Consider the following 24,732-nt stretch of genomic DNA (forward strand, 5'->3'; position numbering starts at 1 on the left):
GACGACCGTTATTCTATTGATCGGAGACCTGACGCTTTATGCAAATCATCGTTCGCGACAACAATGTCGACCAGGCGCTGCGCGCGCTCAAGAAGAAGCTGCAGCGTGAGGGCGTCTATCGCGAGATGAAGCTGCGCCGTCATTACGAGAAGCCGAGCGAAAAGCGCGCCCGCGAGCGTGCCGCCGCTGTCCGCCGCGCCCGCAAGCTGGAGCGCAAGCGGATGGAACGCGACGGCGTCCGCTAAGGATCGCGCTGGCCGGGGAGCGTCATCCCCGGCACGTTTCTCTCTGAAAATATCTCACCCGACAAAGGGCTTGCCATGTCCGTGACCGCCGTTCCGCTCCAGCCGACCCGGCGGGCAAATCTGGTATTGCTTTGGCTGGGGATCGTGATCGCGATCGCCGCCGCGATTTGGCTCGCCTTTCACGGCACCAGCGCGGCGCGCGCGCAGGTCGGCAGCAACGAGCAGTTTCTCGCGTGGAACGCCAAGCAGCCCGGCGTGAAGACCACGGCCGATGGCCTTGAATACAAGATGCTGAAAGCGGGCGACGGCGACAAGCATCCGACCGACGACGATATCTCGCTGATCAACTATAGCGGCGCGCTGCGTGACGGCACGGTTTTCGACCAATCGAAGCAGCCGACGCCGCTTCCCGTCGCCGGCAGCATCAAGGGCTTTTCGGAAGGCCTGAAGCTGATGACGAAGGGGGCGAAGTACCGCTTCTGGATCAAGCCGGAGCTTGGCTATGGTGAGCAAGGCGCCGGGCCGATCCCGCCGGATTCGCTGCTGGTATTCGATGTCGAACTGGTCGATTTCCTGCCGCAGAGCGTCGTTCAGCAGCAGATGCGCATGCAGCAGATGATGCAGGGCGGCGGTGCCCCGGACGGCGCGGGCCCGCCGGGCCAATAGGGCTGCCGATCAAAGGCAAAAAAAGGCCGCCGGATGCCTCCGGCGGCCTTTTTCTTATCTGCTCGTCACCCCGAAAGTGGGCGAAGGGTCATATTGAAACGCTTGCTCCGCGCGTGTCGGTTGTTGCGCCATGGATGCTGAAACGAGTTCGGCATGACGCGGTCAATTTTCAGGCGAACTTGCCTGCGACCAGCAGCCGGCCCGGGCCGAGCGTATCGAGCACCGTGGGCAAATCTTCCTCGGCAACGGCGAAGCAGCCTTCGCTGCGGCCGAGCATGCCGTGCTGCTTGATCATGTCATCGCTGACGTACCAGGCCCCGTGGACGACGATCGCGCGCGACATCGCGTTGCTATTGGTCGCCTCCAGCCCCTCGACGCGCATCGAATGGCCATGGGCGCCGGAATAATAATCGGCGGTGCGATAAGCACCCTCGGAGGTGCAGTTCGAGCCGGGTTCATTCGAGAAGCGATGCAGGAAACCGGTATGCGTCGGGTCCGAGCCGCGGCCATGCGCGACGAGATACGACGTCACCTGGCGCCGCTTGAGATCGACGAGATGCAGCCGCGCGGCACGCGAGGCCGGCGAGAAATCGGCGAGGCCGACGACATCGTCATGGGCGATTTGCGCGCGGTGCTTGGCCAGCGCGGTGGTGGCGTGATCGAACAACGGCCCGGTGGGCCCGCTCGGCACGGCAGCGAAAGTGGCGGCGCGCACCGAGGAGCCAAGCATACGGGGCGCGAACATCGCTCCGGCGCCTAGCGCGGCGGCGGAGAGAAAGCGGCGGCGATCAGGATTGCTCATGGTCATGATGTGACATGAATATCATGAAACGTTCCCTAACCTTGTTGAGAATCCGCCCGATTCGTCGCATCGACAGCACATCCGGGCGTGAAGCGGCCGTTGCGGACGCAGTTTCGCGGCTTTGCGCAGAGTTCGCATGACGAGGCCCGATTTGTCGGCTAAGCGCGCCCGCGACATGGCGGTGCACATCCTTCACATCCATTCGACCTTCTCGCTGGGCGGCAAGGAAGCGCGCGCAGTGCGGCTGATGAACGCGTTCGGCGATGCCGCGCGGCACACGATCGTCTCCGCGATGCCCGATCAGCTTGGCGCGCGCGACGCGATCGCGCCCGGCATCCGCTACGAGATCGCGCAGGACCCGCCGGCGCTGACCGGCAAGCTCTCGGTCGCGCGATACGAGGCGATCGCGCGCTTCATGAGCCGATTCGACCTCGTGCTGACCTACAATTGGGGCGCGATGGACGCGGTGATGGCGGCGCGCACTTTTGCCAAGGGCGTGCCGCCGATCGTCCATCACGAGGACGGCTTCAACGCGGACGAGGCTGAGCGGCTCAAGCCGCAGCGCAACATGTATCGCCGCGTCGCGCTCGGCGCGGTCAAGGCGCTGGCCGTGCCGTCGGAAACGCTTGAGGATATCGCGCTCGACACGTGGAAGCAGCCGCGCGCGCGCGTTCATCGCATCCCTAACGGCATCGCGGTCGATCGCTATGCCACGCCGCCAAAACCCGATGCCATTCCCGGCTTTCGCCGCAAGAAGGGCGAGGTGGTGATCGGCACGCTTGCGGGTCTGCGCGACGTGAAGGATCTGCCGATGCTGGTCCGCGCCGTTGCCGGGGTGCCGGTGCCGACGCGGCTGGTAATCGTTGGAGAGGGGCCCGAACGGGCCCGGATCGAGGCAGCGGCGGCAGCGATGGACATGGCCGACACGCTGCACCTGCCCGGCTTCCTGCCCGAGCCGTGGCGCTACATCGGCCTGTTCGACATCTTCGCGCTGTCGTCGAAAAGCGAGCAATTCCCGATTTCGGTGATCGAGGCGATGGCGGCCGGCCTGCCGGTTGCGAGCCCCCATGTCGGCGACGTATCGCGGATGCTGTCGATGGCTAATTATCCGTTCGTCGCCCCCAATATCGACGAGGTGGAATTGCGCGATTCGATTACCGCCTTCGCTCGCGATCCGGAAAAACGCAAAGTCGTCGGCGAGGCCAACCGCGCGCGGGCGAAGGCCGATTACGACGAGCGCATCATGATCGCGCGCTATGCGGCACTTTACGGCGAAGCGCTGGGCAAGCCGGGCGTTTTCGGTTGAGTCGGTATTTCCTCGCGTCGCGGCGCATGTCCGCTATAGTCGCGCGCGTGTTCATCCAACGGAGAATGATGTGTTCAAGGGTCTGAAGCCAATCACCTATAACGGCAGCGAAGTCTGGCCGCTGGTGGAAGGCGGCAAGGGCGTGGCGGCGACCAATCATGCCAGCGCGGGCGCCTGGGCGGCCGCCGGCGGCATCGGCACCGTTTCGGCGGTCAACGCCGACAGCTACGACCCCGAAGGCAAGATCATCCCGCAGGTCTATAAATCGCTGACTCGTCGCGAGCGCCACGAAGAATTGATCGACTATGCGATCGAGGGCGCGGTGCAGCAGGTCAAGCGCGCGTTCGAGATCGCCGGCGGCAAGGGCGCGATCAACATCAATGTGCTGTGGGAAATGGGCGGCGCGCAGCGCGTGCTGCATGGCGTGCTGGAACGGACCAGGGGGCTGGTCGCGGGCGTTACGTGCGGCGCCGGGATGCCGTACAAACTCAGCGAGATAGCGGCGTCTTATAACGTCAATTATCTGCCGATCGTCAGCTCGGCGCGCGCCTTCCGCGCGCTGTGGAAGCGCGCTTATTCGAAGGCGGCCGAATGGCTTGCCGCGGTGGTTTACGAAGACCCCTGGCTCGCCGGCGGTCACAACGGCCTGTCCAACGCCGAAGATCCGCTCCAGCCCGAGGATCCCTATCCGCGCGTCAAGGCGTTGCGCGAGACGATGCGCGAGGGCGGCATTCCGGATCACGTGCCGATCGTGATGGCCGGCGGCGTCTGGTATCTGCGCGACTGGAACCACTGGATCGACAATGAGGAGCTGGGCGCGATCGCCTTCCAGTTCGGCACGCGGCCGCTGCTTACCAAGGAAAGCCCGATTCCGCAGGCGTGGAAGGACAAGCTGCTCGAGATCGAGGAAGGCGAGGTGTTGCTGCACCGTTTCTCGCCGACCGGTTTCTATTCGAGCGCGGTGCGAAATCCCTTCCTCAAGAGCCTAGAAGCGCGCTCGGAGCGGCAAATCCCGTTCTCGACGCAGGAAGCCGGCGACCACACGTTCCAGCTCGACGTCGGCGTGAAGGGCAAGAATTTCTGGGTGACGCGCAACGACCTGATCCGCGCGCGCGGCTGGTTCGGCGCGGGCTTCACCGAGGCGCTCAAGACGCCCGATAACACGCTGGTTTTCGTCACCGACGCGGAGAAGAAGGAAATCCGCAAGGATCAGGCGGATTGCATGGGCTGCCTCAGTCAGTGCCTGTTCTCGTCTTGGGCGGACAGCGAAACCAACTCGACCGGGCGGCTCGCTGATCCGCGCAGCTTCTGCATCCAGAAGACGCTGCAGGATATCGCGCATGGCGGCCCGACCGACCAGAACCTGATGTTCGCCGGCCATGGCGCCTATAATTTCAAGAAGGATCCGTTCTATTCGAACGGCTTCGTGCCCACAGTGAAGCAGCTGGTCGATCGCATCCTGACGGGCGATTAAAGCGGCGCGCTTCGGCGTCGCACAGGCGGAAATCGATGGCGCACCGGCCGGAGGCGACAGCAACAAGGAGCTGTCGCCCGTTCCACAGCGCCCCTGTCATCACCGCGTCAATTGTCGAAGGCAAAGCCTGAATCCGACTCGGGGGTGAGACACGGAACTGCGGTGCCACTGCTGCCGCGTCGTCTCCTCACCGAATGGTCTGGAGCAACGCTATGCCTACCCGCCACCTTGCGATCGGTCTCGTCCGGGATCCCGTGCTGATCGTAGCCATGTTGATACTGGGGGTGGGATTGGCGGCGATACTGATGTTGCGGGCGGTCTTTTCGATCATGGCCGGGATGCGCAGCCTCCGTTCGCGCGCGCCGGACCGATCAGATCCAACCCTCGAGCACCTGGTCGGGCGGCCGGTGGCCGTCAGCCCAGGTGCGAATATTGGCGATGACCTTTTCGCCCGTCGCTTGCCGTCCCTCGAAAGTCGCTGAGCCCATATGCGGCAGCAGGACGACATTGGGTAGCGCCAGCAGCCGCGCGTCGACCGCGGGTTCGTGCTCGTAAACGTCGAGGCCTGCCCCCGCGAGCTGCCCCTGTTCCAGTGCATCGATCAGCGCGGCTTCCTCGACCACGTCGCCGCGCGAGGTGTTGATCAGATAGACGTGGCGTCCGAGCAGGGCGAGCCGCCGCGCGTCGATCAGATGCTCGGTCTGTGGTGTGTGCGGTGCGTTGATCGAGACGATGTCCACCTCGCGCAGCATCGCGTCGAGATCGTCATGCCAGGTCGCGCCGAGCGGCGCCTCGATCACCTCCGGCAAGCGGTGGCGGTTGTGGTAATGGATCGACAGGCCGAATGCCCGCGCGCGCAGCGCGACCGCCTGGCCGATCCGCCCCATCCCGACGATACCGAGCTTCTTGCCGCCGATCCGGTGACCGAGCATCCCGCCGGGGCTCCAGCCGTTCCATCGCCCCGATCGCATCAGCTTCTCGCCTTCGGCCAATCGCCGCGGCACCGACAGGATCAGCGCCATCGTCATGTCGGCGGTGTCCTGGGTGAGCACGCCGGGGGTGTTGGTGACGATGATGTCGCGCGCACGCGCCGCCGCAAGATCGATATGATCCACGCCGGCGCCGAAATTGGCGATCAGCTTGAGTCGCTCGCCAGCGCCGGCAATCAGTTCGGCGTCGATATGATCGGTGACGGTCGGCACCAGCACGTCGCACGTCGCCATCGCCGCCGCGAGCGCGGTGCGGTCCATCGGCGCATCGCCGCGGTTGTTGATCGTATCGAATAATTGCTCCAGCCGGGTCATCACCGCGTCGGTGAGTTCTCGGGTGACGATCACCCTGGGATTGGCGCGGCGCTTACTCTCGGGCATGTGCGATGGTTGGCGTGTCCCGCGGCGCGCGTCAACGGTGGTTGAAGCCACCGTGGCGATCGCGTTACAGCGAATGTGCAACGCAAAGGGGAAGGGCGGCATGCGGTTCGGTTCGTGGTTCGTGTTCCTGGCGGCGGCGGTTTCACTCGTGCTGCTCGCAACCGGCCATGCCTCGGCGCAGAAGCGGCATCCGCCTTATTACGCCTCGATCGTGCCCAACCAGGCATTGATGCGCACCGGGCCGGGGCGCAATTATCCGGCGGTCTGGCTCTATCGGCGCGCCGATCTGCCGATCAAGGTGGTCGAGATCTACAAGGACTGGCGCAAGGTGGAGGATCCCGACGGCACCCAGGGCTGGATGCTGCGCACGCTGCTCAGCGATCGCCGCACCGCTGTCGTTACCGGCGACGTCACCGAATTGCGCGAGACTCCCGATTTTGCCGGCAACGTGTTGTGGCGGGCCGAACCGGGCGTGGTCGGGCGGATCAGCAAATGCGCGGGCGGCTGGTGCTGGTTCGATGTTCACGGCAAGGCGGGGTACGTGCAGGAAACCCATTTATGGGGCGTCGACCCGGGCGAGCAGATCGACTGAGCAAGCCCGCGACCCGACCTTCGCGCTAATCCCGATGCCCCACGGGGCTGCGGGCGCCGGCCTGCTATCTTCGCCTTGCCGTTCCGCGATGGCGGCAGAAGATGGAGCGAGGCGGACAGCCGACGATGAAACGGGGTCGCTATTGGGCGCGGCGCGTCAAGCATGTGGCCGATCGTATCGTCGCAGCCGCGCTGCTCGTCGTTCTTTCGCCCATCATGCTGATGACGGCGTTGGCGGTATGGGCGGTGCTCGGACGGCCGATCCTCTTCCGGCAGACGCGGCCCGGCTATCTCGGACGACCGTTCACCATCGTCAAGTTCCGCACCATGTCGCTCGCGCCACCGGGATCGGAAGACAGCGCGTCGGATGGCGAGCGGCTCGGGCGATTCGGGCGTTTCCTGCGCGCGACCAGCCTCGACGAACTGCCCGAGTTGATCAATGTCGTTCGTGGCGAGATGAGCCTGGTCGGGCCGCGGCCGCTGCTGATGACCTATCTGAAACGCTATTCGGCCGAGCAGGCGCGCCGGCATGAGGCACAGCCCGGTATCACCGGGCTGGCGCAGGTCAATGGCCGCAACGCGCTGGGCTGGGAACGGCGGTTCCGGTTCGATCTATGGTACGTCGATCACTGGTCGCTGTGGCTCGATTGCAAGATCCTGGTGCTTACGCTGGTGCAACTCCTCAATCCGCGCGGGATCAGCGCCGAGGGCCATGCGACGATGCCCGAATTCATGGGCAATGACAGCGTGGTGCCGTTCCGGCCTTTCCCGCGTCCGCCGGTCGGCGCGATGGTTCGCGCGCCGCTCAAGATTGCCGCGCTTGGCGTCGGCATGGCGTTCAGCCTTGCGGCCTGCGTCGCGGTGGTCGATCCCTATGGCGTCACGCATGTCGCGACCATTTCGGGCTTCAATGCGCAGAAGACCGAGCGGACCGACGGCGGCGGGCGTATCGCCAAGTCGCTGCAGCTCTGGCTGCACGATCCCCAGACATTGATCCTCGGCGGGTCGCGGACCTGGACCGGCATTGATCCCGACGATCCGGCGTTTGCCGGTGGCACTGCCTATAATGCCGCGGTGCGCGACGCCACGATCGACGAGGTGGCGGCGATCGGCCGCTTCGCACTCGTTCATGCCAAGCCGAAACGGATTTTCATCGGCCTGGAATTTTCGATGTTCAAGGCCGATCGCGCCGATCGCCGCGACTTCGAGGATTCGGGTTTCGATGGCGATCCGATGCCGGTGGTGCTGCTGCGCTCACTGATCGGGCCGCAGGCGTTGAAGGACAGCGTTCAGACGGTCGAGCACAATGTGCAGGGCGAATATGCGCTCGACAGCGCCGACGGCTATCGCTGGTTTCCCGGCGAGGCGAATTATCGGCGCGCTTTCCGCAACGTGCTGGTGTCGTTCCTCGACGATCCTGGCCAGGCCGCGCGCGTCCATTACGATCGCCACGGCTTTATCGTGTTGCGGCAGTTCCTCGATCAGGCGGCCGCTGCCGGCGTGCCCGTTACGCTGTTCACTGCGCCGCTTCATGCGCGCCAGCTCGAAACGATCCGCGCGGTCGGCCTAGCGCCGGTCCGCAATCAATGGCTTGCCGAACTGACCTCGATGGTGGCCGACGTGAATGCCGCCCATGAAGCTGGCGCGTCGATCCGCCTGTTCAACTTCACCGGTTACAACAGCCTGACGACCGAGGATATTCCCGACCCCGGCGACCCCGAGACGGTGATGCGCTGGTATTGGACGCCGTCGACATACAAGCCGACGCTCGGCCATCTGGTCATCGCCCGGCTCACCGGCAACGCCGGGGCGCCCGCCGATTTCGGCATTCAGCTGACGCCAGCCGCGCTCCCCGGCGTGCTCGCGGCCGAGATCGGCGGGCATCGCGCCTATCTTGCCCATCATCCGGAAGAAGTGCGCGATATCGCAACGGCGGTCGCCGCGCACCGCGCCAAACTCGCGATCTGAGCCGCTGTCGGCCAAAACCCGGCTTGCCGCAAATCGGGCTGTTCTTATGCGCGCTATCGGCTAGCGATAGACCATGCCCGGCACGTTCATCGATCCGCTTGGCCTGCGGGGCCGCGAGGAATTGCGTTGAGCGGTGCGTTGCTGTGGCCGGTGGCGCTGGGTGTGCTCGGCGCGATCCTCGGCAGTTTCTTCGCCGCGTTGGTGATCCGCTGGCCGCAGGGGCGGTCGGTAACGTCTGGCCGGTCAGCGTGCGACGCCTGCGGCCGCACGCTCGGTCCCGCCGAGTTGATACCGCTATTGAGCGCATTGTTGCTGCGCGGCCGATGCCGGACATGCGGGGCGGCGATCGATCCCAGGCATTGGCAGATCGAGCTCGCCGCGGCAGCGATCGGGCTCGCCGCGGGGATGGCTGTGCCGGGGCCGATCGGGCTGGCGGGGGCGGTATTCGGGTGGCTGCTGCTCGTGCTGGCCGCGCTCGACGTGACGGCGTTCTGGCTGCCCGACGTGATGACCGGGGCGCTGGCGCTGGCCGGTCTGCTTGTTGGCCTGCTCGGCGTCGAGCCGCCGCTGGCGGCACGAGCGATCGGCGGTGTTGCCGGCTTCGCGTGCCTGTGGGCGATCGCCGCCGGCTATCGGATGATCCGGCATCGCGAGGGGCTGGGCGGCGGCGACCCGAAGCTGTTCGGCGCGATCGGGCTTTGGCTTGGCTGGCGGATGCTGCCGGTGGTGCTGGTAATGGCCAGCGTGACGGGGCTGATGCTCGTTATGCTGCGGATAACGACCGGCACGAAGGTTCGCGCGGACGACCGGCTGCCGTTCGGCGCGTTGCTGGCGATCGCGGCTTACCCGGTGTGGCTGGTCATGCTAGCTTCGGTGCCATGAAGCTGAGACCGTTGTTGCTCGCGATCATTGTGGCGGCTGCGCCGGCCACGGCGCGCAAGGCCGACAAACCGGCTCCCCGGCCTTTGCTGACGTCGATCGACGGCGTGCCCTTGGGCGAGCTGCCGAAGCAGGAGCTGCCGGCGACCGGCTGCGCGGCGTATCTCTGGAGCAAGGGCACGACGCACGCTCTGGTGGCGATGGCGAGCGCCGATCCGGCACGCCTGCGCCTGTCGCTCGACGGCAAGATTACCGATTATCCGCGGACCGCGCAGCAAGGCGCCGGCGGATTCGGTTTCGCTCAGACGACAACCTATCAGGCCGGCGACCTGACGGCGACGCTGGACCTGACCATCCGGGCGAATGCGGATTTGACACAGGGCGCCGCAGTGCCATCGGGGACGCTGACGGTGGAGCGGACTGGCCAGGATGGCATCGTGTTGCCGGTCGGCGGGTTGATCGGATGCACCGCAACCAAGGAGGTGACGCCATGACCATGCGCGAGACGCTCGATCGGCAACGGCAGGCGTTCATGGCCGAGCTGCCGGTCTCGCTATCGGCACGGACCGATCGGCTGAGGCGGGCGGCGGCAATGATCGCGGACAATGCCGATCGCTTCTGCGACGCCCTGAGCGAGGATTTCGGCCATCGCAGCCGCGAACAATCGATGGTGACCGATATCGCCGGCTCGATCGCGCCGATCAATCACGCGATCAAGCATCTCGACCACTGGGCCCGGCCGGACAAGCGCTCGGTGCAATTTCCGCTGGGCCTGCTCGGCGCCAAGGCATGGGTCGAATACCAGCCGAAAGGCGTGGTCGGTGTGATCGCGCCGTGGAATTTCCCGGTCAATCTGGTGATGGGCCCGATCGCTGGCGCCTTCGCGGCGGGCAATCGGGTGATGGTGAAGACCAGCGAGTTCACGCCGCGCACCGCCGCCTTGTTCGAAGAGGTGGTGAGCGATTATTTTCCCTCCGAGGAACTGGCGTTCTTTTCGGGCGGCCCGGAGGTTGGGAAGGCATTTGCCGAACTGCCGTTCGATCATCTGCTGTTCACCGGCGCGACGGCGATCGGGCGACACATTCTGCACGCGGCGGCGGATAATTTGACTCCGGTGACGCTGGAGCTCGGCGGCAAATCACCGGTGATCGTCGGCCGTTCCGCCGATCTCTACCAGGCAACCGAGCGGGTGGCGCTGGGCAAGATGCTCAACGCCGGCCAGATCTGCCTCGCCCCCGATTACATGCTGGTGCCCGCCGAGGCGGAGGAACGTGTCGTCGATGGGCTCAAGCAGGCGGCGTCGGCTATGTATCCGACGCTGCTGGCCAATCCCGATTATACCTCGATCATCAACGACCGGCATTTCCAGCGCCTCAACGACTGGCTCGACGATGCCCGTGCCAAGGGCGCGACGATCGATCAGGTGAACCCGGCGAACGAGGATTTTGGCTCGACCAATGCGCGCAAGATGCCGCTGACCATCGTCCGCGACGCGACCGATGACATGACCGTGATGCAGGAGGAGATTTTCGGCCCAATCCTGCCGATCCGTCGCTACGATACGACCGATGGCGCGATCGAGGAGGTCAATCGACGCCCGCGGCCGCTGGGCCTCTATTATTTCGGCCGCGATGAAGCGGAGCGTCGCCGCGTGCTCGATCGCACGATCTCCGGCGGCGTGTCACTCGACGACGTGATCTTCCATGTTTCGATGGAGGAACTGCCATTCGGCGGGATCGGCCCGTCGGGGATGGGCGCCTATCACGGGCGGGACGGCTTCCGCACGTTCAGCCATGCCCGGGCGGTGTTCAAGCAGGCGAAGCTCGACGTCGCGAAGCTCGCCGGGATCAAGCCGCCTTATGGCCCCGCAACGATAAAGGCGGTCCGGCGCCAGATGAAGGGCTGACGCGGATCAATCCGCATCGTCGGCGCCAGCCTTTCTCGGCTGGGTCTGATACCGGATTGCTGTGCTCTCGTGAGGTCGAAGCGTCACCCGGAACACCGGCCTGCCGTCCCCGATCGACAGCGGGTGATCGGCACGCACGATCGCTTCGGACGGCGGGATGCCTATCCTCAATTCGACGATCGCCGTCTTCGCTCCAGCGTTGATGACGTCGATGCGGGCGACCCGGCTCGGCTGCACCTGCCGCAGCCAGATCGCGCCCGGCACCAGCGGTAGCATCTCGACCGAGCTCCCGCCGATCCGCCGCGCTTCGAGCGTCTGACGCACCTGCACGTCGGGCGCATCGCCGAGCGCCAGTTCGACCTTCTCGTTGACAGCGGTATCGCGGATGCCCGCATTGCCGACCAACATCGGCCGCGCGCCGCTCGCCTGGAACACCGTGACACGCCCCGACGGCAGCGGCAGGCCGAGATGATGCGCGGCGTCATTCTTCGTGCGCAGCAGCATTGTGGCGGGATGGAAATTGTCCGACGCGATCGGATTGATATCGGCGCGATAGATCCGCTCGACCGGCACATCGGCGCGATCGAGCAGCCGCACCTGCTTGCTTTCGCGCGCCGCGACATCGGTGTTTTCCGGCACGCGATACAGCTTCAGGTCGCCGAGCTGCTCCTGCACCACCTTCATGCCCGTGACGACAATCGCCGGCGGTGGAGGCGCCGGTGGCGGCGGCGCCATCATCCTCATCATCATCACCGGCATTCCCGCTGGCCCATGCGCATCATAGGCGCTTTCCGGCTGTGGCAGGTCGCTGGTGGTCTGGTGCGGCCAGCATCGCGCAATCACCGGGCTGCCGATATCGAACGGCTCGACCTCGCCCGTGTCCCGGTTCAGCCGACCCGCGACCACATTGGCCTTCGCCGCCGGAAAACCGATGCCGTTGCCATTGGCGAGCGTCACCCAGCCGCCGAGGTCGATCGTCTTTCCATCGGGCGCCAGCGTCGCGACATAATCGGCCGACCAGTCGAACCCGCGCGCGATGTACGACAGCGTGACCGTTGCATCGACCGCATGCGCGCTCTTCGTCAGCACCGACAGCGTCGGCCTGGCGGTCAGCCCCGGCGTCGCCAGCGCGAAGTCGAACGTCTCGGGCAGCCCCGAACACCGCAGCGCCTCCACGCCGTCGGCGGTTTTGAACACCACGCCGCCATCGGCATCGGACAGGATCGTGCCCGGCACATGCTGCTTCTCGCCGGTCGCCGGATTGGTGCGCACTAGTTCCACCGGCTGCCCCAGCGACGCCGCGATCAGCGCCGAGGGGCTGAGGAGCTTCGCATCGCGATTCTTCTCGATCACGCTCGAAGGCAGGCCGGTGACGATCGCGGTGGTCGCATCGATTCCGTCGGCGACGCCTTCGAACCGCAACCGGCTGACGCCCGCGGGCAAGTGCACATTGCGCGTCTCGGTGATCAGCGCGAACCCGCCGAGCCGGTCGAGATCGATGCTGCCCTGCCGGCGATCAGGCGCGCGATAGATCGTCACCGCCAGCGATCGCGGCGGCGAGGCGGCAACGTCATCCGCGCGCGCCGGCCCGGCCATGGCCAGCGCCACCAGCAGCGGCAGGGTCAGGCGCCGCATCCGCCGTGCCGTCAGAAGCGCGTGTCGAACACGGCGTCGACCTCGGCGGTGCCGTTGGCGGGCACCTGCACATGCCAGGTCGCGACATCGGCGTTGGTCCGGTCGCTCTTCTGGCTTTCGGAGACGATCCGCGTGTCACCCCACAAACCGTCCTGCATCAGATCGACCGTCACGGCCTTGGGCAGCGCGTTGGTGAGCGTGTATTTCATCGTCGTTTGCCAGCGGAACAGGCTGATCGCGGTGCGCTTCACCACCATCGGTTTCACCTTGACGTCGAACGCATCGCCGGTCGACAGCGACAGCATTGATCCCATCGGGGTGTGCTCGACCTGGCTTTCGCCGATGAACTGCGGATCGCCGCGCTTGTCGCGCATGTAGAAGCGCAGCGTGCCCGCCGGCAGTTGATCGCCGAGCCCCTGATGCCCGCTGGTGGAAAAGCGATAGACGGTTTGCGCGCTCTCCGGCTCCTGGGCGCTGTCGAGCCAGCCGTTGCGATATTCATAGCCGTGCTCGGCGGGGATGCCGTGTACGTCGAGGAAGCTGACCTGCTTGGTCTGCTTGTCGGCAATCGTCGTGCGTTGGGCCAATGGATAGAGATAATAATCGCCCAGCCGTTCGCGCGTGCCGCTCTCGGTGCCGGCCTTGATGATCGTGCCGCGCGTCTGGCGGCGCTGGTATTGCTGATACTGATTGTAGCCCGAACGCCCATTGTCATCGCCAAGGTTGGGCGAACCCGCGACGAGGACGGTGTCGGCATTGTCGTAGGTGGTGCCGCTGGTATTGGTCAGCGTCACCCAACCCTGCACGTCGATCTTGCCGGCGGCCTCGTCATAGAGTGCGACATAATCGGCATGCCAGCCGAGCCCCGGCGTCAGATAGCTGAGCCGGGCCGGCCGCGTGCCCGCGCGTCCCGAATCGACCGTTACCGAAAGCGTCGGCCGCGCGCGCAGATTGTCTGGCACGTGATCGAAGATGACGCGCGTCGGCAGCCCGTCGTCGCGCAGCACCTCGATATGATCGCCGATCTGCAGCACGACGCCGCCGTTGGTCGCCAGCACCTTCGCCTTTTCGCGCGTCTCGGCGCCGGTCGCGGGATTGGTGCGGACGATGGTGACTGAGTCGCCGACCGCCTTTTCCATCAGCTTGCCCGGTGTCAGCAGGTCGAAATCGAAATTCTGCTCGATGATGCCGATATCGGCCGCCGACAGTTGCACGGTCGCCGGCTCGATCTTCGCCGATACGTTCGGAAATTCCAGCGTCTGTCGCCCCTTGCCGATGTCGAGCGAACGCGTGTCCTGAATGAGCGCGATGTCGTTGGAATAGATCGTCACCGCCAGATTGCGGTCCTGCGCGGCGGCGGGCACGGTCGAACAGGCCACGCCCAAGGCCAGGAATGTCGCCAGTTTCATGATCGCTCCCCTGTTCGTCGGGAGCATAGTCTCTGGCCGATATATTGCCAATCTCTTAGCGACTTGGATGATTCGGCGAGGTCGCCGACCCAGCGTCAAGGGATGGGCAGCGGGCAGTTTTCCGACGCCTCCCGAGCCCGGCGCTTTTCAGCGAGCGATTGGCGCCAGCGGTTGCGCAGCTCGGCGCGGCGTGCGGGATAGCGTTCGTCCAGGAATGTGGCCGATGCGATGCGGTCGGCGCGGAAGTGGCGGAAATCCTGGCGCAGCTCGCACCATGCGGCAAGGATGCGCGTGGTTTCGAAATAGCCGATCATCACCGGCCAGATCACGCGCTCGCTGGTGCGGCCCTGTTCGTCGCGATAGGCGATGCGGATCTTGCTGCCGCCGTGGATCGCCGCGCGCGTTCGCACCATATCGATGCCATCTGGATCGCTTGCGCGGCGCGGGGCCAGGCCGCTTGCAGGCTCCTCGACGAAGGGCCGCAGCCGGGCAGGCACCGCCGCCTCGATCTTGGCGACGAGGTCGCGCGCAGCTTGTGCCAGAACCGCGTCCCCACGCCGTGCGACCCATTGCGCACCGAGCACCGCGGCCTCGATCTCGTCCGGCGTCAGCATCAGCGGCGGCATGTCGAAATCACCGCCGAGCACATAGCCAATCCCTGCCTCGCCCCTGATCGGCACGCGCTGGCCGATCAGATCGGCGACGTCGCGATAAAGCGTCCGCCTGGAAACCTCGAGCTCGCTCGCGATCGCTTCTGCGGTGACGGGCGCGCGGGCGCGGCGCAGGATCTGGATGATCTGAAACAGGCGGTCGGCGCGGCGCATGCTGACAACATGCTGTCAGCAGGGGCGCGCTACAAGCCCGGAATGCCGCGAGCATCTTCGTGGCAATGACGAGGAGACCCCGATGATTACGCTCTATCACGCGCCCAAATCGCGCTCGACCCGGATAATCTGGCTGCTCGAGGAACTGGGTGTTCCCTATGACGTGCGCCAGGTTTCGATCTTCCGGCCGATGACCGGAGACGGCGCGCCCGATCCGGTTAATCGCCATCCCGACAAGCGCGTGCCGGCGATCGTCCATGACGGCGAGCTGGTCGCTGAGTCAGTCGCGATCGTGCTTTATCTGACCGATGCGTTTCCGGCGGCGGGGCTTGGCCCGGCGGCGGGCGCGGCTGGGCGTGGCGACTATCTGACCTGGATCTCCTGGTATGCCGCGGAAATGGAGCCGGCGATGTTTGCCGCGATGGGCGGCGATCTTGCCGCCAGCCCAATGAAGCAGCGCAATTACGATGCGGTGCTCGCGCGGATCGAGAGCGCGTTGGCGAAGGGGCCGTATCTGATGGGCGAGCGGTTCACCGGGGCCGATCTGCTGGTTTCCAGCGCGCTCAATTTCGCGCGTTCGGCGTTTCCCGAGAGCGCCGCGATCGATGCCTATGTCGCCCGATGCGTGGGCCGCCCGGCGATGCAACGCGCGATCCTGCTCGACGAGACTGCCGGCGTTCGCGAAGCGGCGTAACCGGCGATGCGGCCCAGCGACGCGGCGACATGTCGCGTCGCTGGGCGGCATGGGTCAATAGGGCGGGGCGCGCCTGTCTCGTTGCGTCCGCGCCGCTTCGGTCCACCAGGCGAGGTCGTCGGCGAAGCGCGGAAAGGCGTGATCGAGTGCAGCACCGCCATCCCCGGTCGGTCGTCCTTCGGCATCGAGCGCATGGCCGATCGCGCCAACGGCGAGCGAGCTCGAAATCACCACCATGCCCATTTCGGAAAGTGTGCCATGCCAGGCCAGCCCCGCCCGCGCGCCGGAGAAGCGGCCGGCCGAATAGCTGGCGATCGCCGCGGGTCGCCAGAACCATTCCTGGAGGAAATGGTCGGTCAGATTCTTCAGGCCCGGCTGGATGCCCCAATTATATTCGCCGGTAACGAAGACGAACGCATCGGCCGCGCGTATCTTGCCGGCGAGGTCCTCCAGCGCGGCGGGGGCGCCGCCGACTGGATATTCCTTGTACATGCGATCGAGCATCGGCAGGCCGACGGCCTTGGCATCGATTAGTTCGACATCGGCGCCGCGCGCGGCAAGGTTGCGGACGAGATAATGCGCCAGGCGGATGCCCTGTCGATCAGCGCGGTAGGAGCCGTAGAAAACGAGAATGCGATCAGCCATCTTGTCCTGTGCTCGGGAAGCTAGGGGAACTGGCCTCTATCATTGGGTGTGATACGAGGCGAGCGCGGTGTCGCTTAGCCATTGAGCGATTTCGGCCCGCTGACGAACGGATTGCCGCGAACGTAAAATCGCAGGAGGCGATGGGGATCGCGCGAGATGCCGATCCTGACGCTCGGCCCGATGTGGCCGGTCTTGTGGCCGTCGCGCGCGAGGCAATCAATTTTTGCCGCAAAGATTGGTGGACGCACTAGGGCTCGAACCTAGGACCCGCTGATTAAGAGTCAGCTGCTCTACCAACTGAGCTATGCGTCCACACCGATCGAGAATGCGGCGGCTGCGAAGGCCGTCCGTCGATTGGAGGGCGCCGGTTAGCATCGCCTATCGGGGATTGCAAACCCCCAAATGCAACTTTTTCAGAAACGCGGCTTGATGCGGTTCTGGCGGTCGATCGACATCAGGATGCCGAGGCAGATCAGCACCGTCATCTGCGCCGAACCACCGAAACTGACGAGCGGCAGCGGGATGCCGACGACCGGCGCCAGTCCCATGACCATGCCGAGATTGATCGCGACATAGAAGAACAGGGTCGATGCCATTCCCGCTGCGGTGAGGCGGCCGAAGCGCGTCCGCGCGGCGAGTGCGACGCGAATCCCCCAGAGAATCACCGAGAAGAAAGCAAGGATCAGGAACACACCGCCGATCAGGCCCCATTCCTCGGCCATCGTCGCGAAGACGAAATCGGTATGGCCTTCGGGAAGATAATCGAGATGGCTCTGCGTGCCGTTGAGGAAGCCCTTGCCGAGCACGCCGCCCGAGCCGATCGCGATCTTCGACTGGCTGATGTGATAACCGAGGCCGAGCGGATCACGATCGGGATCGAGGAAGATCATGATGCGATCGCGCTGATAGCCGTGGAGCAGGAAGTTGACGGCGAGCGGCGCAGCGATACCCGCCGCGAGCGCACCGCCGACGAAAAGGCGAAGCGGCACCCCGGCGAGGAACATGACGACGACGCCGCTGAAGACCACCATCAGCGCGGTACCCAGATCGGGCTGGTGCGCAATCAATGCGGCAGGAACCAGGATCATGCCGGCGGGCAGCCATACGGCGATGAAGCGTCGTGTCTCCGCTGGTGGCATGCGATCGTAGACCATCGCCACCGCCAGCACGATCACCGGCTTCATGAACTCGGACGGCTGCAGCTGGAACGGGCCGACGCCGAGCCAGCGCTGGCCACCACCGCGCACGGCGCCGATCAGCTCGACCAGTACCAGCAGGATGATGAGGATCCCATAGGCAGGCAGCGCGCCGTGCCGCCACCAAGATTCGGGGATGCGCGACAGGATGATGGCGCCAGCGAGGAAGACGAGGAAGCGAATACCTTGCGACAGCGCCCAGGGTTCAAGGTGGCCGCCGGCAGCCGAATAGAGCACGACCAGCCCGAACCCGCCGATCGCCATCACGGTGAGGATCACGCGCCAAGGTATCTGCGCGAGCGGGGCGGGGATAAAATCAGGCCGGGTCACTGGTCATCCTCCGGAGACCCGCTTTGGGCTGCGGCACCACCAACCGCCTCGACCGCGGCATTGGTTGCGGCCGCGGCGTTTTCGACCGCGCTCGATGCGGTGGCGGCGCCGGCATCGGTCTTGGTGGTGAGCAATTCGGGAACCTGGTGCGCGGCGCGGTACACGGCTTCTTCCTGCGCCATGCGGGTACGAATGTCGCCACCCCAGGTCGGCTCGATCTCGGCGAGCGACTTCAGCGCGCGATCGCGATCGAACAAATAGGTCATGATGTCGCGACCCGTCACGTGGGCGTCGAGATTGGCGATCAGGTGGCCATTGTGTTCGAGCACGATGCTCGCCGCATAGCGCGGGTTGTCGGCGGGGGCGAAACAGATGAACAGTGCATGCTCGCGCAGCTTGAAGGGCACGCCGGCATTGCCGGTCCGGCCGGCGCGGCGATCAGCCATGGTGATGCGGCGGACCTGCGCGGTGCCGGTCTTGGCGGCCAGCGTTACGCCGGGCACCAGCATACGCGCCCGTGCCGCGGTGCCGCCGTCGTTGACTGCCGCATACATCGCGTCCCGCACGGTGGCGATATGCTCCGGTTGCACGTCGGAGAGGAACGGAGCGGCGCCATGCGGGTGATCGAGCAGCACGCGCGGCTGGATGTTGCGTCCCGATGCAAGCCGCGCCGCCATCACCGCCAGCTGCAACGGATTGACCAGCATGTAGCCCTGGCCGATCGCTGCATTCAGCGTGTCGGCAACCGTCCAGGGATGATGATATTTCTTCATCTTCCATTCGCTGTCGGGCACCGTGCCGTAGCGCTGGCTGGAGAACGGAATGTCGAAGGTCTGGCCGAGGCCGAGTTCGCGCGCGGTCGGCGCGATATTGTCGTAGCCGACGCGGCGCGCCATTTCCCAGAAATAGATATCGCAGCTCTGCGCCACCGCCCGGCGCATGCTGATCGGGCCATGGCCGCCCCGCTTCCAGCAATGGAACAGCCCGGTGCCGACACGGATCACGCCGGTGCAATTGACAGTGTCCTGCGGCGTCACGCCGGCGCGGAGCAGCGCCAGCGAGTCCATCGTCTTGACCGTCGACCCCGGCGGATAGAGCCCTTGCAACACCTTGTTCATCAACGGCACATGGTCGTTATCCGACAGCATGTTCCATTCGAGGTGGCTGATCCCTTCGGAAAAGACGTTGGGATCGTATGCCGGCATCGAGCACATCGCCAGCACGTCGCCGGTCAGGCAATCGAGCACCACGGCGGAGCCTGAATTGGTGCCCAGCCGACGCGCGGCATATTCCTGCAGGCCGAGATCGATCGCCAGGCGCACGTTCTGGCCCGGCGTATCTGGCCGTGTCGCGAGCTGCCGTACGATCTTACCGCGCGCCGTGACCTCGACGCGCTTGGCGCCGGGTTTGCCTTCGAGGCGAGACTCCAGGGTCTTTTCGAGCCCATCCTTGCCGATCTTGAAACCGGGCGTGATCAGCAGTGGATTGTGGGTCTTCTCATATTGCTCGGCAGAGGCGGCGCCGACATAACCCGTCAGGTGCGCGACGGCGGCGCCGGCCGGATAGTTGCGTGCATAGCCCTGCGTCGGCGCGACGCCGGGTAGCTCGGGCCAGTGAACATAGATGCGGGCGAATTGCTCGTAATCGAGTTTGTCGGCTACCTCGACCGGCTGGAAGCCGGCGGCCTGCTTGAGGTCGGCGCGGATGCGTTCCATCGTCTCGTCGCTGAGCAGCAGCATCGCTTGCAGACGGCCGAGGACGCGATCCTTGTCCTGGAGCTGGTCCGGGATGATGTCGACGCGGAAATCGGTGCGATTGTTGGCAATCGGCTTGCCGTAACGATCGATGATCCAGCCGCGCCGGGGCGGGATCATCGTCAGGTTGACGCGGTTGCTTTCCGACAGGAGCTCGTAATGCTGGTTCTCGGCGATCGACAACCAGGCCATGCGGCCCGCCAGCACCGCGCCGACGGTGGCTTGCGCGCCGCCCAGGAACACCGCGCGGCGGGAGAAGCTGTAAGTCTGTGCCGCCTCGGTAACGATGCGCGTCGGACGCTTCATGCGCGCCCGCGCTTCCGGTCGAGCCAGGCGATCAGCCGGGCGACCAGCGGGAACAACAAGACCGAGAGAAGAATCTGCACGAGCAGCATTGTATCGACATGTGCCGCGATCGGCGAGGCGATCAGGCGTCCGCCGATGAGACAAAAGGCGATCGCCAGCGCGGCGATCAGCCAGTCTTGCCAGAAATCGCGCCAGACGAGCCGGGTGTCGAACAATTCGATCGCGAAGAAGCTCACCGTCCAGAGCAGCATCGCGCTCCCCATCGGCTGGCCGCTGACGCAATCGTCGAACAGGCCGAACGGGGCGGCGGCCCATATCGGAAACACCTCCGGACGCAGCAGGCGCCAGCCGAGCAGGACCATCAGGCCGAACGGCGGAAGCACCGGGTTCACCGCGATCACCGGCACGATCGTCACCAACGATCCGATCAGCACCGAAGCGATCGGTACGCCGATGCGCTGCCAGCGCGGCGCCGACGGGGTAAAGCGTTCGACGGGGGGCTCGTTCATGGCGCCGGCGTCGGCGCAGGCAGCGGCGGTGCCGGGAAGAAGGCGCGCTGGACGATGGCATAATCGAGCGTGTCGGGCTGCTCGAACGGCATGGCCAGGGCGCCGTCGCGATCGAGACGCACTACGCGAGCGACGGGAATATCGGGCGGGTAGAGGCCGCCGGTGCCGGAAGACAGCAGCACGTCGCCGACCTTGAAGGGCTTGTCGACCAGGCTGACCGGGTGGATTTCGATCAACGCGTCGCCGCGGCCGTTGGCGATTGCCGGCACCCCATCGCGCGTGCGGCGAACGGGCACCGCGCTTTCAGGATCGGTGACCAGAAGCACGCGGGCGGTGTCCGGCCCCGTTTCGAGAACGCGGCCGATCACGCCATGCGGGCCGCTGACCGGCATGCCGGGCGCGACCTGCTGGCGGAAGCCGGCATTGAGCAAGGCCATCCGGCGCGTGCTGCCGGCCGAGGAACTGATCAAACGGGCCGCCACGACCGCCGGGGTAGACCGATCCCGCAACTCGAGCAAATGCTTGAGCCGATGGTTGTCGTAGCTCAGCAAGCGAGCGCGCATCAGCAATTCGTGCTGCGCGGCCAGCTGTTTGCGCAGCCGCGCATTTTCGTGCTTCACGCCGAAATAGTCGCCAATCGCGCCGGGGATCGACGCAATGCCGTTGGCGACGTTCGACACGCCCGCCGAAACCGGCGCGGTCAGCTCGGCGACGCCGCTTCTCAGCGCGGCGAAGGCCGGCGGGTTGAGCGTCGACAAGGCAAGCAGCACGACGGCCGCCACAGCAAGCACCGCTGCGACGACATAGCCGAAGAACAATCCATATTGCGCCCGCCGCGAAAATCCGGGGCGCCGGTTCTTTGGCGGCGCCATTCCCTAGAGCCTATTCGGGTCAAGTAGCGGCATCGGGATTGCCCTGTCGTGTTCGCCTGGCAAGAAGCGTGTCGAAGCGCGTAGCAGCGCTACGCGCCAGGCTCGCGACGCCGCCCGCGGGCACGACAGGGCAACCGCTTTGCGGCGGGCGGATTTTGGCGCCGGGCGGCGTTGCTCGTCAGTCGCGATGGTCTGCCATCGCTCCATTCCTCGCTCCTTGCCCACCACCAAAATCCGCTCCGTCACGATGCCGCTACTTGGCCCGAATAGGCTCTGTCCCTCAGCCGGTCATCAGCACGCCGCGGAACGTTGGGTCTTCGAGCGCGCGGCCCGTGCCCAACGCGACGCAGGTCAGCGGCTCCTCGGCAACGGTGACGGGCAGGCCGGTCTCGTCGCGCAGCACCTCGTCGAGCCCGGCGAGCAGCGCACCGCCACCGGTCAGCACGATGCCCTGGTCGACGATATCGGCGGCGAGTTCCGGCGCGGTATTTTCAAGCGCGATGCGGACGCCCTCGACGATCGTGCCGACCGGTTCGCTCAGCGCCTCGGCGATCTGGCCCTGGTTGATCTGGATTTCCTTGGGCACGCCATTGACGAGGTCGCGGCCCTTGATGTGGATCGTCTGGCCGATGCCGTCATCGGGCGCCTTGGCGACGCCGACTTCCTGCTTGATCCGCTCGGCGGTGGCTTCGCCGATCAGAAGGTTGTGATTGCGGCGAACGTAGGAGACGATCGCCTCGTCCATCTTGTCGCCGCCGACACGAACGCTTGTGGTGTAGGCGAGGCCGCGCAGCGACAGCACGGCGACTTCGGTGGTGCCGCCGCCGATGTCGACGACCATGCTGCCGATCGGCTCGGTGACGGGCATGTCGGCGCCGATCGCGGCGGCCATCGGCTCCTCGATCAGCCAGACCTGCGAGGCGCCGGCATTCTGGGCGGCGTCGCGGATCGCGCGGCGCTCGACCTTGGTCGAGCCCGACGGCACGCAGATCACGATCTGCGGCCAGCGCTTCAGCCGGCTCTGGCCGTGGACCTTCTGGATGAAATATTTGATCATCTGCTCGGCGACGTCGATGTCGGCGATCACGCCGTCGCGCAGCGGCCGGATCGCTTCGATCGTGCCCGGCGTCTTGCCCATCATCAGCTTGGCGTCGTCACCGACTGCCTTGACCTTCTGGACGCCGTTCAGCGTCTCGATCGCGACCACCGACGGCTCGTTGAGGACGACCCCCCGGCCGCGCACGTAAACCACCGTGTTGGCGGTCCCGAGGTCGATCGCCATGTCGTGGGACATCAATTTGAAGAAACGCGAGAAGAGCATCGATCATTCCGTCCTTGCCGCGCGGCCGGCACGCAGCGGTTCGCACCTAATATCCCGGCCACGCCCCGAGCCTGGAAATCCACGCTGGGATGCCGTTCAGATGCGGGTCGCGGGATGCCGCCGCTTGGGCTAGAGCAACATTTATGTCAATACGCCGCCTGCCTGAACAGCTCGTCAATCGTATCGCTGCCGGTGAAGTGGTCGAAAGACCCGCCAGTGCGTTGAAGGAGCTCGTCGAGAACGCAATCGACGCGGGTGCGGCACGGATCGTCGTGCGGTTGGGGGCAGGCGGCACCGAACTCATCGAGGTGACCGACGACGGGTGCGGGATGGCGCCGGACGAGATGGCGATGGCGCTCGAACGCCACGCGACCTCGAAACTGCCGACCGATGCGATCGAGGAGGTGACGACGCTCGGCTTCCGCGGCGAGGCGCTGCCGTCGATCGCCAGCGTCGCGCGGCTGACGCTGGAAAGCCGGGTGCGCGGCGCCGATGGCTGGAGCCGCATCATCGATAACGGGCAGCTGGAAAGCGAAGGGCCGGCCGCCTTGCCGCCGGGGACGCGGGTGCGCGTCGAGCGGCTGTTCGAGCGAGTACCGGCGCGGCGTAAGTTCCTGCGCACCCCGCGCGCGGAATATGGCGCCTGCCTCGACGTGGTGAAACGATTGGCGATGGCCCGGCCCGACATCGCGTTCAGCATCGACCATGACGGGCGGCGGATCTTGTCGGTCGCCGGCGGCGAGACGCGGCCCGAGCGGGTTGCCGCGCTAACCGATGCCGCGCTGGCGGAAAACTCGGTGCCGATCGACCTCGAACGCGAGGGGCTGGTGCTGGGCGGCGTGGCGAGCCTGCCAACCTTCAACCGCGGCATCGCCGATCATCAATATCTCTTCGTCAACGGCCGGCCGGTGAAAGACCGGTTATTGATCGGCGCGGTTCGCGGCGCTTATGCGGAACTGCTGGCGCGCGATCGCCACGCTGTGGTCGCGCTGTTCCTCGACGTGCCGGTCGAGGCGGTCGACGTCAATGTCCACCCGGCCAAGACCGAGGTGCGCTTCCGCGATCCGGCACTGGTTCGCGGGCTGATCGTCAGCGGCCTGCGCCGCGCGCTCGATGCCGAGGGTTTTCGCAGCGTTCAGCGCCCGAGCGAGGCGGCGTTGAGCCATTGGCAGCGCGAGCCGATGTCGGCGGCAGCGTCGTCGTCGGTGCCTCTATGGGACGGGCTGGGCGAACCGACGGCGCGACCGCAGAGCATGGTGCTCGATCGTCGCCCGGCCTTCGCGCCGCCGCCGCAGGCACGCGCCGAGCCGGCTTATGCGCCGCCGCCGGAAACGACCAGCTTTCCGCTCGGTGTCGCGCGCGGGCAAGTGGCGAAGACCTATATCGTCGCGGAAGCCGAGGATGGCCTCGTCATCGTCGACCAGCATGCCGCGCACGAACGGCTGGTGCTCGAACGGATGCGCGCGGGGCTGGCAGGGAAGGGCGTGCCGAGCCAGGCGCTCTTGCTGCCCGAGGTGATCGAGCTCGACGAACCCGCTTGCGACCGGCTGGAAGCCCGCGCGTCCGAACTTGGCGAGCTCGGCCTCGATCTCGAACGCTTCGGCCCCAAGGCGATGCTGGTGCGCAGCGTTCCGGGGCCGTTGGGCCAGAGCGACGTTGCCGGCCTCATCACCGATCTTGCCGATGAATTGGCTGCCTATGACGAGGCGTTGAGCCTCAAGGAACGCATCGACCATGTCGCGGCGACCATGGCCTGCCACGGCTCGGTGCGGGCCGGGCGTATCCTGTCGGTCGCCGAGATGAACGCGCTGCTCCGCGAAATGGAAGCGACGCCGCATTCCGGCCAGTGCAACCATGGCCGCCCGACCTGGGTGAAACTGGCACACGGCGATATCGAGAAACTGTTCGGGCGGCGGTGACGGGCGGCAGTTTTCGTTTAGGGTTTCCGATATGAAGTGGAGAAAGTGGAGACCCTGGCAGCGATTTTGCGGCTTTTGCGCCGGAAACGCGCCTGCGACGCGACATGTTTG

Annotated in this window: 22 protein-coding genes and 1 tRNA gene; 11 read left to right on the plus strand and 12 right to left on the minus strand. The window is 65.8% G+C overall.

Annotated elements, in window-relative coordinates; all coding sequences use genetic code 11:
• Window positions 1-38: 38 nt before the first annotated feature.
• The gene (gene rpsU, locus K7G81_RS06355; protein WP_106640311.1) at window positions 39-245 is read left to right on the plus strand and encodes a 30S ribosomal protein S21; all 207 of its coding nucleotides are present in this window, start codon (window positions 39-41) and stop codon (window positions 243-245) included.
• 75 nt (window positions 246-320) lie between these two features.
• Window positions 321-911: an FKBP-type peptidyl-prolyl cis-trans isomerase gene (locus K7G81_RS06360; protein WP_223029891.1), complete on the plus strand. Its 591-nt coding sequence runs from the start codon at window positions 321-323 to the stop codon at window positions 909-911.
• Between the two features lie 169 nt (window positions 912-1,080).
• On the opposite strand, the gene K7G81_RS06365 is transcribed toward K7G81_RS06360, so the two are convergent.
• Window positions 1,081-1,656: a murein L,D-transpeptidase catalytic domain family protein gene (locus tag K7G81_RS06365; RefSeq protein ID WP_255586669.1), complete on the minus strand. Its 576-nt coding sequence runs from the start codon at window positions 1,654-1,656 to the stop codon at window positions 1,081-1,083.
• A gap of 193 nt (window positions 1,657-1,849) precedes the next feature.
• Here K7G81_RS06365 and K7G81_RS06370 point away from each other — a divergent pair, with 193 nt between their 5' ends.
• Both K7G81_RS06370 and K7G81_RS06375 read left to right on the plus strand, forming a co-directional pair.
• Entirely contained in the window at window positions 1,850-3,019 is a 1,170-nt protein-coding gene (locus K7G81_RS06370) for a glycosyltransferase family 4 protein (RefSeq protein WP_255586670.1), read from the plus strand.
• Between the two features lie 70 nt (window positions 3,020-3,089).
• Window positions 3,090-4,493, plus strand: a complete 1,404-nt coding sequence (locus tag K7G81_RS06375) for an NAD(P)H-dependent flavin oxidoreductase (RefSeq protein ID WP_223029893.1) — start codon at window positions 3,090-3,092, stop codon at window positions 4,491-4,493.
• A 371-nt stretch (window positions 4,494-4,864) separates the two neighbouring features.
• Here the strand turns inward: K7G81_RS06375 and K7G81_RS06380 are convergent, their stop codons facing one another.
• Complete coding sequence (locus tag K7G81_RS06380) at window positions 4,865-5,863, minus strand: 2-hydroxyacid dehydrogenase (RefSeq protein ID WP_223029894.1); 999 nt, start codon at window positions 5,861-5,863, stop codon at window positions 4,865-4,867.
• 100 nt (window positions 5,864-5,963) lie between these two features.
• On the opposite strand from K7G81_RS06380, the gene K7G81_RS06385 reads away from it, so the two are divergent.
• From K7G81_RS06385 to K7G81_RS06405, 5 genes are all read left to right on the plus strand, one after another.
• The gene (locus K7G81_RS06385; protein WP_223029895.1) at window positions 5,964-6,455 is read left to right on the plus strand and encodes an SH3 domain-containing protein; all 492 of its coding nucleotides are present in this window, start codon (window positions 5,964-5,966) and stop codon (window positions 6,453-6,455) included.
• A 125-nt stretch (window positions 6,456-6,580) separates the two neighbouring features.
• Entirely contained in the window at window positions 6,581-8,422 is a 1,842-nt protein-coding gene (locus K7G81_RS17950; protein ID WP_223029896.1) for a sugar transferase, read from the plus strand.
• A 126-nt stretch (window positions 8,423-8,548) separates the two neighbouring features.
• The gene (locus K7G81_RS06395; protein WP_223029897.1) at window positions 8,549-9,304 is read left to right on the plus strand and encodes a prepilin peptidase; all 756 of its coding nucleotides are present in this window, start codon (window positions 8,549-8,551) and stop codon (window positions 9,302-9,304) included.
• A gap of 11 nt (window positions 9,305-9,315) precedes the next feature.
• Window positions 9,316-9,795: a hypothetical protein gene (locus K7G81_RS06400; RefSeq protein ID WP_255586671.1), complete on the plus strand. Its 480-nt coding sequence runs from the start codon at window positions 9,316-9,318 to the stop codon at window positions 9,793-9,795.
• Window positions 9,792-11,207, plus strand: a complete 1,416-nt coding sequence (locus tag K7G81_RS06405) for a coniferyl aldehyde dehydrogenase (protein ID WP_223029899.1) — start codon at window positions 9,792-9,794, stop codon at window positions 11,205-11,207. Before K7G81_RS06400 ends, K7G81_RS06405 begins: the two co-directional genes overlap by 4 nt.
• Before the next feature lie 6 nt (window positions 11,208-11,213).
• On the opposite strand, the gene K7G81_RS06410 is transcribed toward K7G81_RS06405, so the two are convergent.
• The 3 genes from K7G81_RS06410 to K7G81_RS06420 form a co-directional block, all read right to left on the minus strand.
• Window positions 11,214-12,842, minus strand: coding sequence for a DUF4139 domain-containing protein (locus K7G81_RS06410; RefSeq protein WP_223029900.1), 1,629 nt, complete (start codon window positions 12,840-12,842; stop codon window positions 11,214-11,216).
• A gap of 11 nt (window positions 12,843-12,853) precedes the next feature.
• A complete protein-coding gene (locus K7G81_RS06415; protein WP_255586673.1) occupies window positions 12,854-14,251 on the minus strand; it encodes a DUF4139 domain-containing protein in 1,398 nt (465 codons plus the stop codon).
• 95 nt (window positions 14,252-14,346) lie between these two features.
• Window positions 14,347-15,075: a helix-turn-helix transcriptional regulator gene (locus tag K7G81_RS06420; protein WP_223029901.1), complete on the minus strand. Its 729-nt coding sequence runs from the start codon at window positions 15,073-15,075 to the stop codon at window positions 14,347-14,349.
• A gap of 82 nt (window positions 15,076-15,157) precedes the next feature.
• Between K7G81_RS06420 and K7G81_RS06425 the strand changes: the two genes are divergently transcribed.
• A complete protein-coding gene (locus tag K7G81_RS06425) occupies window positions 15,158-15,769 on the plus strand; it encodes a glutathione S-transferase family protein (RefSeq protein ID WP_223029902.1) in 612 nt (203 codons plus the stop codon).
• A 54-nt stretch (window positions 15,770-15,823) separates the two neighbouring features.
• On the opposite strand, the gene K7G81_RS06430 is transcribed toward K7G81_RS06425, so the two are convergent.
• The 7 genes from K7G81_RS06430 to K7G81_RS06460 form a co-directional block, all read right to left on the minus strand.
• Window positions 15,824-16,414 carry an NADPH-dependent FMN reductase gene (locus K7G81_RS06430; protein ID WP_223029903.1) on the minus strand — a complete coding sequence of 197 codons (591 nt, stop codon included), beginning with the start codon at window positions 16,412-16,414 and terminating at the stop codon, window positions 15,824-15,826.
• A gap of 236 nt (window positions 16,415-16,650) precedes the next feature.
• Window positions 16,651-16,726: transfer RNA gene (locus K7G81_RS06435), tRNA-Lys, on the minus strand.
• Between the two features lie 101 nt (window positions 16,727-16,827).
• On the minus strand, window positions 16,828-17,940 hold the full coding sequence (rodA, locus tag K7G81_RS06440) for a rod shape-determining protein RodA (protein WP_223029904.1): 1,113 nt from the start codon (window positions 17,938-17,940) through the stop codon (window positions 16,828-16,830).
• Window positions 17,937-20,000: a penicillin-binding protein 2 gene (mrdA, locus tag K7G81_RS06445; RefSeq protein ID WP_223029905.1), complete on the minus strand. Its 2,064-nt coding sequence runs from the start codon at window positions 19,998-20,000 to the stop codon at window positions 17,937-17,939. The genes rodA and mrdA overlap by 4 nt, the downstream gene beginning before the upstream one ends.
• Window positions 19,997-20,509 (minus strand): rod shape-determining protein MreD, encoded by a 513-nt coding sequence (locus K7G81_RS06450; RefSeq protein ID WP_223029906.1) that lies wholly within the window; start codon window positions 20,507-20,509, stop codon window positions 19,997-19,999. The genes mrdA and K7G81_RS06450 overlap by 4 nt, the downstream gene beginning before the upstream one ends.
• Window positions 20,506-21,381, minus strand: coding sequence for a rod shape-determining protein MreC (mreC, locus tag K7G81_RS06455; protein WP_223029907.1), 876 nt, complete (start codon window positions 21,379-21,381; stop codon window positions 20,506-20,508). Before mreC ends, K7G81_RS06450 begins: the two co-directional genes overlap by 4 nt.
• A gap of 280 nt (window positions 21,382-21,661) precedes the next feature.
• A complete protein-coding gene (locus tag K7G81_RS06460) occupies window positions 21,662-22,702 on the minus strand; it encodes a rod shape-determining protein (protein WP_223029908.1) in 1,041 nt (346 codons plus the stop codon).
• Between the two features lie 143 nt (window positions 22,703-22,845).
• Here K7G81_RS06460 and mutL point away from each other — a divergent pair, with 143 nt between their 5' ends.
• Window positions 22,846-24,621 (plus strand): DNA mismatch repair endonuclease MutL, encoded by a 1,776-nt coding sequence (gene mutL, locus K7G81_RS06465; RefSeq protein ID WP_223029909.1) that lies wholly within the window; start codon window positions 22,846-22,848, stop codon window positions 24,619-24,621.
• The last annotated feature ends 111 nt before the right edge of the window (window positions 24,622-24,732 follow it).

This window comes from Hephaestia mangrovi (genome assembly GCF_019880555.1).
GTDB classification, from domain to species: domain Bacteria; phylum Pseudomonadota; class Alphaproteobacteria; order Sphingomonadales; family Sphingomonadaceae; genus Sphingomonas; species Sphingomonas mangrovi.